At 65.6% G+C, this 12,552-nt stretch carries 8 protein-coding genes; 1 reads left to right on the top strand and 7 read right to left on the bottom strand.

What is annotated here, in order from left to right:
- Positions 1-37 precede the first annotated feature (37 nt).
- Genes ACM9HJ_RS00990 through ACM9HJ_RS00975 form a run of 4 tightly spaced genes read right to left on the bottom strand, consistent with a single transcriptional unit; the run spans position 38 to position 6,466 of the window.
- A complete protein-coding gene (locus tag ACM9HJ_RS00990) occupies positions 38-1,657 on the bottom strand; it encodes a GMC family oxidoreductase (protein WP_416569800.1) in 1,620 nt (539 codons plus the stop codon).
- 4 nt (positions 1,658-1,661) lie between these two features.
- The gene (locus tag ACM9HJ_RS00985; protein ID WP_416569799.1) at positions 1,662-2,732 is read right to left on the bottom strand and encodes a Rieske 2Fe-2S domain-containing protein; all 1,071 of its coding nucleotides are present in this window, start codon (positions 2,730-2,732) and stop codon (positions 1,662-1,664) included.
- 8 nt (positions 2,733-2,740) lie between these two features.
- Complete coding sequence (locus ACM9HJ_RS00980; protein ID WP_416569798.1) at positions 2,741-4,219, bottom strand: aldehyde dehydrogenase family protein; 1,479 nt, start codon at positions 4,217-4,219, stop codon at positions 2,741-2,743.
- A 54-nt stretch (positions 4,220-4,273) separates the two neighbouring features.
- A complete protein-coding gene (locus tag ACM9HJ_RS00975) occupies positions 4,274-6,466 on the bottom strand; it encodes a TonB-dependent receptor (protein ID WP_416569797.1) in 2,193 nt (730 codons plus the stop codon).
- Positions 6,467-6,859: 393 nt separating this feature from the next.
- Here ACM9HJ_RS00975 and ACM9HJ_RS00970 point away from each other — a divergent pair, with 393 nt between their 5' ends.
- The gene (locus tag ACM9HJ_RS00970) at positions 6,860-7,693 is read left to right on the top strand and encodes an IclR family transcriptional regulator (RefSeq protein WP_416569796.1); all 834 of its coding nucleotides are present in this window, start codon (positions 6,860-6,862) and stop codon (positions 7,691-7,693) included.
- Positions 7,694-7,928: 235 nt separating this feature from the next.
- On the opposite strand, the gene ACM9HJ_RS00965 is transcribed toward ACM9HJ_RS00970, so the two are convergent.
- The 3 genes from ACM9HJ_RS00965 to ACM9HJ_RS00955 are packed head-to-tail and all read right to left on the bottom strand — an operon-like array spanning position 7,929 to position 12,141.
- On the bottom strand, positions 7,929-8,759 hold the full coding sequence (locus ACM9HJ_RS00965; protein ID WP_416569795.1) for an enoyl-CoA hydratase/isomerase family protein: 831 nt from the start codon (positions 8,757-8,759) through the stop codon (positions 7,929-7,931).
- Positions 8,760-8,788: 29 nt separating this feature from the next.
- Entirely contained in the window at positions 8,789-9,931 is a 1,143-nt protein-coding gene (locus ACM9HJ_RS00960; protein WP_416569794.1) for an acyl-CoA dehydrogenase family protein, read from the bottom strand.
- A 29-nt stretch (positions 9,932-9,960) separates the two neighbouring features.
- Positions 9,961-12,141, bottom strand: a complete 2,181-nt coding sequence (locus ACM9HJ_RS00955; protein ID WP_416569793.1) for a CoA transferase — start codon at positions 12,139-12,141, stop codon at positions 9,961-9,963.
- Between the last annotated feature and the right edge of the window lie 411 nt (positions 12,142-12,552).

Here is a 12,552-nt window from a genome sequence, read left to right as displayed (position 1 = left end):
GTATTGTCACGGCATACCGGAATATCAGCCCGAAAGATCAGGCGGCATCCGTGTGGTACTGTTCCCCGAAGCGGATCAGGTCGGCGGCTTTCTCGCCGATCATGATGGCGGGGACATTGGTATTGCCGCCCACGATGGTCGGCATGATGGCGGCATCGGCCACGCGCAGCCGTTCCACCCCGCGCACGCGCAGGGCCGGATCAACGACCGCCCCCGCATCCGTGCCCATGCGGCAGGTGCCTACTGGATGGTGCGCGGTGGCACAGGTGGCGCGCAGTGCCGCCTCCAGTTCCGCATCGGACGCGGTATCCGCCCCCGGCGACAGTTCCTTCAGCAGGATTTCCGCCAGCGGCGTCTGGGCATAGATGGCCCTTGTCTGGCGGATGCCGGCGATCATCCGACGGATGTCGGCGGCCTGCGTCATCAGGTTCAGCTGGATGCGCGGTGCCGCCAGCGGCTCGGAAGACCGCAATTCGACCATGCCCCGGCTGTCCTGATAGAGACCAATCACCCCCACGCTCAACCCGTGCGGCGGCTTGGTGCGTGACCAGGGTGTCCAGATCCCCGATCCCATGGCCAGCGTCGGCAGGCCCAGCTGGATATCCGGCCGGTCCAGCCCCCTTTCCGTCTTCAGATAGATATTGCCGGCGCAGGCATTGGTGGCGAACGGGCCGTCGCCGGCCAATGCCCAGCGCAGGACGGAAACCAGGGCCCGGTCCAGCCGCAGCTGGTCGCGGAAGGTGCCGCCGCTGGCCGCGAACTGCATGTAGAACATGGGATGTTCGACCAGATTGCGCCCCACCTCCGGCGCGTCATGGATGGTCTTCACGCCGGCCGCCGCCAGCGACCGCGCCGGCCCCACGCCCGACAGCATCAGCATCTGGGCCGAACCATAGGTACCGCCGGACAGGATCACCTCCCCCGTCGCCGCCACCTTCTCCCGCTGACCATCCTTGATGAATTCCACGCCGGTGGCCCGGCCCCGCTCAATGACCACACGGGCCAGATGGGCACCGGTCAGCAGGGTCAGGTTGGGCCGCGACAGCACGGGCGCCAGATAGGCCGAACCGGTATTGGCCCGCCGCCCCCGTGCCACCGTCAGTTCGATGGGCGTGAACCCTTCCACCGGGTCGCTATGGTAATCGTCGCTGCCGGGATATCCCGCCGCCTGCGTGGCCCGGCGGAACCGGTCCATCATCAGCGCCGCCTCCTTCGGGCGGCTGACGCCCAGCGGCCCGCCGGTGCCGTGAAACGCCCCTTCTCCCGCCCAGCTATCCTCCAGCCGGCGGAAATAGGGCAGGACGTCGCGATAGGACCAGCCGCGATTGCCCAGTGCGGCCCAGTCGTCATAGTCGGTGGGGTGGCCGCGCGCATACATCATGCCGTTGATCTGCGAACAGCCACCCACGGTCTTGCCACGCAGCAGCGCCAGCTGGCGGCCGTTCAAACCGGGCTCCGGCTCGCTCTTGAAGCCCCAGTCCAGGTCGGCGCGCTGCATGGTCTGCTTGATGGCGGCCGGCATGTCGCGCATCCAGCCGCGCGGCCGATGCCCCGCCTCCAGCAGCAGAACGCGGGCCGCCGGGTCCTGCGACAGCCGCGCCGCCAGGGCGCAGCCGGCCGACCCGGCCCCGACAACGATGTAATCATAGCCCTGCATGATGTCAGCCGTGACCGGCGGCAACATCCGCCTCGAACAGGCGGCCCAGGACGCGGCGGACATTGATCTGGCCGGCATCGGACCGGATATCGACGAAGATGTCCGGATCTTCCTGCATGCGCCTGGCCTGCGCCTCGATGATGACCTTGTCCTCCAGCACGGTGAAGTCCGCACCGGCCACCATCTTCTCCGCCAGCGCCTCGTTCCCCAGGCCGAAATTCCAGGCGACGGAGAAATGATAGCGCGACCGTCCCTCATCCACCGGGGTGATGGCGTGGAAGGTCATGAACTGCACGCCCTCGCGCTTACCCTCCAAGGCACCGGTGCCGGCCTTCTGCCCGCCCGACCAGATCCAGATACGGCTGGGGTCGAAATAGATGTCCTGCCAGCGGTCGATCAGACCGTCATGACCCAGCGCGTTGACATATTGCGGCGGGGCCGGGCAATTGGCGATCTCGCGGGACACGATCACCGCATGCGTATCGTCGCCGCCGACACTGGTGCGGGCATCGGAATGCAGATTCTCGCTGCCGCCCACCATCTTGTGGACATAGCCGACATGGGTCAGGTCCATCAGATTGTCCAGCAGCAGCAGGTAATTGGCCGCGAAATCATAGGTCCGCGTGCGGTAGTTCCATTTGTCGCTGCTATGGAACTCGTAAGAAGGCGCCTTGGCCGGATCGGCCAGGGCGGGATCGCCCATCCAGATCCAGATCAGCGCGTCGCGTTCCACCACCGGATAGGATTTGACCCGTGCGGTGGGCGGGATGCGGTCCTGGCCGGGGATCTCGACACACGCCCCCTTCCCGTCGAACAGCAGGCCGTGATAGGGGCAGCGGATGGCGTCGCCCTCCACCTTGCCGCCGGCCGACAGGGGCACGCCGCGATGCACGCAGCGATCCTGCAGAGCCACCGGTTCCCCCGCATCGGTGCGATAGAGCACCACATGCTTGCCGCAGATGGTGCGCGGCACGGGGCCTTCATGCGTAACCTCATGGCTGAAGGCGGCGGCGTACCAGATATTCAGCAGGTACGGACCACCGGCGGCCGTGTTGTGGATGTTCATCTGGGACATGGACATTCTCACGCGGGGGTTATGACGGTTTTCAGTTCGGTATAGGCATCGACGCCAGCCAGGCCGAATTCACGGCCCCAGCCCGATTGCCGGAACCCGCCGAAGGGCATGATCGGGTTCATCACCAGCTGGGTATTGATCCAGACCGTGCCGGCCCGCAGGCGCCGCGCCAGCCGGTGCCCACGCTGCGCCGATCCTGTATAGACAGCGGCGGCCAGGCCATAGTCGGTGTCGTTGGCGGCCGCCACCACCTCTTCCTCATCCTCGAACGGGATGACGTTCACCACGGGGCCGAAAATCTCCTCCCTCAGGATGCGCGCACCGGGCTTGGGCGCCGTCAGCACGGTGGGCGTGAAATAGAAGCCGGGCTGGTCCAGCCGGATACCGCCGGCAATGGCCTGCGCGCCCTCAGCCACACCGGCCGCCACCAGTTCTTCCACCCGGCGCAACTGCCGGTCGGAGATCAGCGGGCCGATCTGGGTTTCCGCCGCAAACCCGTCGCCGATCTTCAGCCCACGGGCATAGGCGGCAAGTGCCGCCACCAGCTCGTCATGGCGGCTGCGATGCACGAAGACGCGGGAACCCGCCACGCACATCTGGCCGCTGTTGGAGAACACACCATTGGCGATGGTGGCGGCATGGCGGGCGATATCGGCATCGTCGAACACCACGACCGGCGACTTGCCGCCCAGTTCCAGGGTCACGCGCTTCATATTGCCAAGGGCGGCCTGCACGATGCGCTTGCCCACGGCGGTGGAACCGGTGAAGCCCACCTTGTCCACATCGGCATGGCTGGCAAGTGCGGCCCCCACCACATCGCCGCGCCCGTTGACCAGATTGAACACGCCCGGCGGCACGCCGGCCTCACGCAGCACCTCGGCCAGCGCCATGGCACTCAGTGGTGTGTCCTCCGCCGGCTTCAGCACGACGGTGCATCCCGCCGACAGGGCCGTGGCACTCTTGTTGCCGGCCAGGGCGAAGGGCGTGTTCCAGGGGGTGATCAGGGCCGCCACCCCCGCCGGTTCCCGCCTTGTATAGGAATGGAAAATGCCGGTGGGCATCACCATGTCGGCAGCGTCGCCATGCAGCTTGGTACACCAGCCTGCACTGTAGCGGAACATCTCCGCCGTGCCGCACACCAGGCCCATTGCCTTGGCATGCGGCATGCCGACATCCAGCGTTTCCAGCCGGGCGATGGCATCGGCCCGCGCCTCGATCATGTCGCCGGCCCGCCACAGGATCCTGGTCCGCTCGCCCGGCGCCATGGTCCGCCAGGGGCCGGTCTCAAAGGCCCGGCGCGCGGCGGCGACGGCCCGATCGACCTCTTCCACCCCGCCGCCGGCAATGGCGCCGATCCGCACGCCCTGCGCCGGTTCCGTGATGTCGATGGATCGTGCATCCGTCGACCAGTCACCATCGATCAGATGGCCGCCGCACCGTTCCAGAACGGATGCGGCCTCATCCAATGCTTGTTGTCGAAGAGTCATTTGCTGACCTTCCCTGCTCAGGCGTACTGCCAGCCGGCAGCACGCCCAAGACCCTTAGAAGCTGTAATCCAGGGTGATGCCGTAGGTGCGCGGCGCACCGGGCGAACCCGCATCGGGGTTGCCGTTCCCCGACGAGACGTAGGTGTAATATTCCTTGTTGCCCAGGTTGGCGCCCCACAGCCGCACGCGGGTATTGCCGTCCGGGGACGTCCAGGCGATCGAGGCATTGATCAGGTTGTAAGACGGCTGCTTCAGCCGGTTGTCGGCATCCCAGAAGAAGCCGTCATTATGATAGAAGGCGCCGTTGAAGCTCAGCTCCGACCCGCCGGCCAGATCGTGGGTATATTCGAAGCCCAGGTTCATGGTCATGTCCGGGGCACGCGGCAGGCTGTTGCCCGTGGCGTCGATGGTGGTCTGCACGCCCAAGCCGTTGGCACCACGCACAAAGGACACGGCACCGGGGAATTCCGTGAACTCGCTCTTCTGGATCGACGCGCCGCCATTCAGGCGGAGATTTTCCAGCAGATAGGCGTCGATCTCCACCTCCAGCCCCTTGATCTCCGCCGAGGCGGCGTTCTGCTGGCTGATGCCCAGGCCGGTGAATTTCGACACCTGGATATCGTCATACTGGTAGAAATAGCCGGCACCGTTCAGGCGCAGCCGCCGGTCCAGCAGGTCGGACTTCAGACCCACCTCATAGGCCTGGATCTTCTCCGGGTTCACCGGCGCCTGGGTGGGCGAAGTGGCGTTGTACACGCCGCTCTTGAAACCGGTGGAGAAGCTGGCATAGGCCATGACATTGTCGGTCAGCTTGTGATCCAGCGAGGCGCGCCAGGTGGCCTTGCCCCAATGGGTCGACTGGTCGGCGGTGGCGATGGTGGCCAGTGCGGTATTGATCGTGCCGGTGATCGACTTGTTGTCGCGGGTATAGCGCACACCCGTCGTCAGCTTGGTCCGGTCGCCGAAGATCGGGAAGGTGGCCTGGGCGAAGGCCGAATAGGAATTGGTCTTCAGGCTGTCATCGATGCGCTGGTACAGCGCCGGGCCCAGGCCGATATTCCAGATCTGGATCGGATCGGCCCGCGCATCGGCCCAGAAATAATAGACACCGGCGATCCAGGAAACCGGGGCGCCAACGGGCGACAGCACCTGAAATTCGTTGCTGAACGTCTCCGTCGTCTCGTCATAGCCATCGGCGCGTGAACGCGGCGCCGGCGTATTCTCCAGATCCAGCACGCTGTTGCGCACCAGCTTGCGGAAGGCGGCGATGTTGACGATGCTGAACGCGTCGAAATCATGCCGGGCGTTCAGGGAGATGCCGCCGGTCTTCGTCTTGTCGGGTTCCGACGCGTCGCCGCTGACATCATAGATGTTGCCGTTGAACGCGTAGTTGTTGAAGGTCGCCGGCAGGGCGGGCAGGTCCCGCAGGATCTGGCGCCCGGACCCGACATCATCCTGGGTAAAGCTGTAATCGGCCGACAGCGTGACCCGCGTCACCTCCGACGGGTCCCACAGCCACTTGCTGCGGACATTGAAGTCGTTGCGGTAATGCACCTTCTTGCCGGTGACGACATTATTGCCCCAGCCGTCATTCTGCTTCTGTCCGTTCATGGCCAGATCGGCGGCGATGGTGTCGGTCACGGCACCGGTGACATAGAGATTGCCACGCAGCGTGTTGTAGTTGCCATAGCCGATGCCGGCCTTGCCGCTGAATTCCCGCGACGGGTCCTTGGTGACGATCTGGATCAGGCCGCCCGTGGTATTGCGGCCGAACAGCGTACCCTGCGGACCCTTCAGCACCTCGATCCGTTCGACATTGTTGAACGACGCCACGTCCGCCGACATGGAGGCGTAATAGATGCCGTCCACATAGATGGCGACATTCTGTTCCTGGCCGGGATTGGTGGAGTTGTTGCCGATACCGCGCAGGAACGGCGTCACCGGGCCGCTGGCCCGCTGGATGTTCAGGTTGGGGACCGAGACATTCAGGTCCTCGTTGGACCGCATGTTCCGGCTTTCCAGCATGTCGGCGGTGACAGCACTGACCGTGACCGGCACGCTCTGCAGGCTTTCGCTGCGGCGCTGGGCCGTCACCACGATCTCTTCAAGCTGGAAGCTGTCTGCCGGTTCGCTCGCCTGCTGCGCCATCGCCACGGAGGCCGGGCCGCACAGCATCAGGCCGCTTGCACCGGCCAGCAGGACCATCGACAGCCGCCACAGCCGCGTAGAGGTCCCAGGAGCACGCAACTTTACCATTTTCCTCCCCTTTCGGATCGCCGCTGTTGTGTCGATATTCATGATCTGCGGCATTTCGTTGGAAGCTACGATACTTCGTTCATTCAGTCAATCGCAACAGCAGCCGAATGATTGTGGAAATGTCCTATGACAGCGGACCAGCGGCAATGAAGGTTTTCCGCGGACACCAGCCCGTCGTTCCCTGCCCTTACCACCGGAGCGGGGGGTCGCCCGCTGCCCACATTCTCCGGTCACCTGCGGATGGCTTCACCTAATCGTGACATTTGACTAGCGTCGAAGATGCGGTTAGCTGGTAGTATAAGTTTCAACCTACTCTCCGGAGCGCGACAGGCCGTGCCTGGCGCCTTCCCCTCCCCATCCCTCCCAACCCTTGCGGCGTCTCAGATGAAGACAACCAGCTCCGAACCGAAAACCAAGGCGGCACCTGCCGCCAAACGCATCGTCGACGACCTGTCGCCGCCCACGGTGACCGTCCCGGCCGCCGCCCGCACCCTGGCGGTTTTCGAGACTTTCGCCCGCGAGAGGCGGGAATTGTCGAAGTCGGAACTGGCCCGGCTGCTCGACCTGCCGGAAAGCAGCTGCTCGGACCTGCTGAACTCCCTGCTGGCCATCGGCTATGTCGCGCGCACCGCCACCAGCCGGCGCTACTACCCGACCGGCCGGCTGATGAGTGCCGCATCGGCCATCGCCCAGAACGACCCGCTGGGGGCATTCTCGACGGAGGCCGCCACCCTGCTCGCCGAACGGTCGGGGGAGACCTCGGCGGTGGGCGTCATCGATGACGGCGCCGCCAAGGTGCTGGCCCTGAACGAGGGCACCCACCGCCTGCGCTATGTCGTGGCCGCCGGCCACCGTGCCAGCCTGCATGCCACCTCCCTGGGCAAGGCCCTGCTGGGCATGCTGGACGAGGCGGAGGTGGCCCGCCTGCTGCGCCTGCGCCCCCTGAAATCCTTCAGTCCCGCCACCAAGACCAATCCACGGGATATCGAAGATGAACTCGCCATGTCGCGGGAGCGTGGCTGGTACACCGCCAATGAAGAAGGTGGCGACGGTATCAGCAGCCTGGCCGTCTCCGCCGATTTCGGCTTCGGGCCGCTGGCCCTGTCGCTGATCGGCCCCACCGACCGCGTCGCCGCCAACCATGACCGCTATCTGGCGGCCTTGCAGGAGGTGAAGGCCTTCTGCCTGTCGGGTGGAGACAACCCGCGGGGACGGTAAACCCGACCGCTGTGCCAACCTGCCTTCCCCGTGAAAGTTCTGGGCCGTGAGGGTTCCATCAATATCTACCGTCACCCCGGCGAAGGCCGGGGCCCATGTCGTAGAGCAATGTGCTTGTCACTTGGGCCCCGGCCTTCGCCGGGGTGACGGTAGTGAGGGGGAAACCCTCACAGCCCAAACTTTCGCGGAAGAGGCAGGCTGGTGATTGACGGAATGCCTTTGCGCAAACCCCAGCCTACCGCGCCTTGTACACCGGCTTGCGCTTCTCCTTGAACGCCCGGCCCGCCTCGGCGAAATCCTCCGTCAGGTCCAGGCGCGACAGCTGCATGTGGTAGTCAAGGTCGGTGGCCTTGTTGACCCACTGCTTGCGCGTGGCACGCACGCCGTCGCGCGCCGCCAGCGGCGGCACCGCCAGCACCAGGGCGGCCAGTTCCTCCGCCACCTTCAGCTGCTCGCCATTGGGCGTCAGCCGGTTGATGAAACCCAGCCGGTACAGCTCCGACGCCGGGAAGCGCCGGCCGGTGATCAGCATTTCGCTGGCGATCTTGGTGGCCATGAAGGTGTTCATCTTCACCCAGGTGCGCGACCCGCTCATCCCGCGCACGGTCTCGGTGATGCCGAACTGCGCATCCTCCGATGCGACGATCATGTCGCATTCCGCCGCCAGATGCGCACCACCGGCCAGGGCATAGCCCTGGACCACGGCGATCACCGGCTTGTAATTGGCGGTGCGGCCCATCCAGCCCTCGCCACCCGTGCCGCGCAGATGCTGGGCGCCGCCGACATGGCCCTGCTTCATGGCATCCACGGCCCCGGCCTTGCGGTCGGTCTCATTGGCGTTCAGGTTGAAGGAACTGTGCTGCGACAAGTCGACCCCGGCGCAGAAATGCTTGCCAGCGGCATGGATGATCAGCACCCAGGCCTCATCATCCAGGTCGAATTCCAGCAGGGCGGCGCGGATTTCCGCCTCCATCTGGTTCGACAGGGTGTTCATCGCGTCGGGCCGGTTGAACATCAGATAGGCCAGCCGGTCCTTGCGTTCGTAGGTGATGGTCTCGTAGGTCATCTCGGGGGTTTCCTCGGACAGATTGGTTTTTAAAGGGATCGGGCGATCTGCAGGTTCAGGAGTTCCTCCGTCCCTGCGACGAAGCGGAATTGCCGGTTGGCGGTGTAGAGGCGGGAGATCGGCATCTCATCCATGAAGCCCGCCCCGCCATAAAGCTGGACGCACTGGTCCAGCACCGCCGCACTCATTTTGCACAGCCAGTTCTTGGAAATGGCGGCATCCACCGTGGAATAGGCACCGCTGCGCATCCGGCCCAGATGGTCGAAGAACAGCGACCGGCCGACGGCGATATCCGTCTTCATCTCCGCCAGCTTCATCTTGGTATGCTGCAGGTCGAACAGCGGCTTGCCCTGCACCTTGCGCTGGCGGGTGTAATCCAGCGTCATCTCGAACGCGATTTCCGCTTGGCCCAGGGCGCGGGCACCCGTCTGCAACCGGTCCACCGCCAGGGTCTTGGACAAGAGCGCCACGGCCCCGCCCTCCTCCCCGATGCGATTGGAAACCGGCACCCGCACCTCGTCCAGGAACAGCGACGCCACGCCGCCCGCCGGAAAGGCCATAGTCTTCAGCCGGTGACGGCTCAACCCCGGCGCATCGCCTTCGACCAGGATGATGGTCATGCCGCGCAGGCCCGCCGCCGGGTCGGTCTTGGCGACGATGTACAGCAGGTCAGCCTTCAGCCCGTTGGAGATATAGACCTTGGAACCGGAGATGACGTAATCGTCACCATCGCGCCGGGCGACGGTCTTGATGGCGGCCGCGTCGCTGCCGGCATCCGGTTCGGTCAGGGCCATGCACTGGATGGCGCCCGCCAGGATGCGCGGCGCCAGGGCGTGCTTCTGTGCCTCCGTCCCGCCCTCCATGACGATCATGCTGGCCAGGTCGGTGGCGATATTGCCGCCGATCGTGCCGTACCCGACCGACCGGCCCAGTTCATAGGACAGGATGACATTGAAGATCGGGCTGGCACCGGGGCCGCCATATTCCTCCGGAATGGCGACACCGACCAGACCGGCCGCCGCCGCCTTGGCCCAGAAGGCGCGATCCTCACCGCCCGCCGCTTCCAGCTCCAGCAGCTTGGCATCCATTTCCTTGTCATAGAAGGCGCGCACCGTGCGCGCGAACAGGGCCTCGTCCTCGGTATAGAACGGGTCGTTCAGCTCAAGAGCCATGTGCGAAGTTCCCCTGCTGACCGCCGCCCTCAGGCGACGGCGCCATCCTTGAAAAGGGTTTCGATCTCGTCCGGCGCGCATCCAAGCCCCGCCAGGATCTCACGCGTATGTTCCCCGCCCGCCGGGGCCGACCGGAACGTCTCCGGCGTCCAGCTGGACAGCGACACCAGTGGGCCGAAGGTGCTGGTCACTTCGCCATAGGTGGCGTCGGGGGCGCTGATCACCATATGGCGGGCGCGGGCCTGCGGGTCGGTGCGCAGCCTTTCCCAGGCATTGCCCGTACACGGCTCGCACCACACATCCGCCGCGCGCAACCGGTCCAGCAAGGCCGATGTGGCGAAGGTCTGCGCGCGCGCGGCAATGGCGTCCGCCACCTCCTGCCCCCAGTCGGCACGCGCCGGTGCGGCAACCTCCAACGCATCCGCCAGCCGCGCCGCCATGGCATCGGTGCGCGCGCAAAGCGCGATCCAGCCGTCGGCCGCGGCGTAAATCTGCTCCGCCGGGTGGAAGCCGGTGCGATCGGCGTTCAGGACGGGGGCACCGTGGCGGTGTCCATCCGCCTCCTCCACCAGTTCCGACATCATGAACAGCGCACCGTTCAGCAGGCTTGTTTCCACATCCACCCCGCGCCCGCTGCGCATCTTCTCATACAGCCCAGCCAGCAGGGCGATGGCGCCCAGCGTGCCTGTGGCAAAATCGATCAGGGCGGACCGGTACCACATGGGCTTGTTGCCCTGCCCGCCGGCCCGGTATTCATGCCCGCACAAAGCCTGCATCACCATGTCGAAGCCCGGTCGCCGGGCGCGCGGCCCCTTGGCGCCATAGGCGCGGGTCTGCAAGGTGACCAGCGACGGGTTGGTCTTGCGCAAGCATGCCGGGTCCAGGTTCAGCCGTTCCGCCACACCCAGCCGGAAATTGTGATGCACCGCATCGGCACGGGCGCAAAGCCGTTCGACCAACCCCGCCCCGGCGGGCGATTTCAGATCGATGCAGATGCTGCGCTTGCCCCGGTTGGAAACCCAGACATTGCGCAGCCCCGTCAGGTTGGCCAGCCCATCCGGCGGTTCCACCTTGATCACATCGGCCCCGTAATCGGCCAGATGCTTGGACGCGAAGGGGCCGGCGATGAAATTGCCCAGGTCCAGGATGGTCAGGCCCGACAGCGGCCCCTGCCGCCCACCGCCCACCGGCACCCCGGGCGCCCCCTCGCCGGCCGGGGCCAGGGTGAAGGGCAGCGCCACGCCGCGCCGGCCCTCGCTGTCGCGCGCCAGACCGTCGATGGCGGCGATCTGGGCATCGTCCCAGAACTCGCCCGGCCGCAGCACCGGTTCCGCCGGCAGCCCGGCCGCCCAGAACGCCTCCAGCAACTCCTGACGCTTCCACCGCTTGATCGCCGGTTCCAGCACCGCCTTGTCGGCGAAATAGCCTTTCAGACCGCGCGCCAGCGATGGCGTGCCGCGATCCTTGGGGTCGACCTCCTGGTCGATGCCAAGGATGCGATAGACCGTGGCCACGGCACCCGGCACGCCCATCACGAAATGGATATGGTCGCCCTCGGCGCACTCGAAGATCAGATGCTCCACCCCCTTGGGCGGCAGCTTGTCGAAGGTGGCGTCGGGCCGGCTGGCCTCCATCCAGATCTGCGACCAGAACAGCGCCGTCCCCTGCTCCAGCGAGGTGCGCACCAGACAGCCCTTTCCCGTACGTTCCCGGTCGATCAGCGCCGTCCACAAGCCGATATGCTGTAACAGCGCCGCCCCATAGCTGGGCAGCGCCATGGAGAAACGCACCGGCCGGTCGGGAAGCTGCTCACCGGCCAGCCCGGTGCGCGCCTGGACAAGGCTATCGGTGGCCGGGCTGCGGTCGGCGGGGTCCAGCCAGCCATCGATCACCGCCACCACCAGCCGTGGAAACCGCGCCCGCAGGGACGCCGCGTCGGGCCGGGGCGGCAGATCGGGATGATCCTCCCCCCCCACCAGACAGATATCGGCCGATGCCAGCAGCGCATCCAGCCCGGCCGCATCGACCCGCCGCAAACCATCCCGCCAGAATCGGTGCGCCGGATAGATCGCATCGAACGGATCATGGCCCACCGTAACCAGCCGCGACACATCGCACCCCATATCGGCCAACAGCTTCGCCGAAACGGCGCCGGCCATGCCCGTCGTCAGATCGACGACCTTCAGGCCCTCCAGGCTTTGCAGTTTCACTCCCTGCACCCCTTTTATAAACGACATATCGTTATTTAACACGGTATATCGTTATCATGGCGCATAATACAAGGGCCGAAGCACCGCACCGCCCGGCCTGACGGAAAATATCGGCCCACCGCGACAGGGCATTCATTCCGTCAGGCGCAGCCATCCATGGCTTTATCGGCCGACCCCGTGTTTTAAGCATGCCTGCTTCCCGGCGGTTCAACAAGCCGCCTTGCATACGATCGCAGGATTCTCGATTCGTTCAGCCCCATACCCTGCCGTTAACAAACACGACCTGTCGAAGTATACATCACAGGCACGTCCCATCGCCGGCCACAGGCCGCGAAACCGGAAGCGGCACGCCGTCGCCCGCGCCTGCCCGCCCCTCCCTCCTCCAGGATCAGGCTGTATTTTCACGGTTTC

Origin of the sequence: Niveispirillum sp. KHB5.9 (genome assembly GCF_048066115.1) — a bacterium.
In the GTDB taxonomy this organism is placed as follows: Bacteria; Pseudomonadota; Alphaproteobacteria; order Azospirillales; family Azospirillaceae; genus Niveispirillum.
This window is presented reverse-complemented; position numbering and strand designations above follow the sequence as displayed.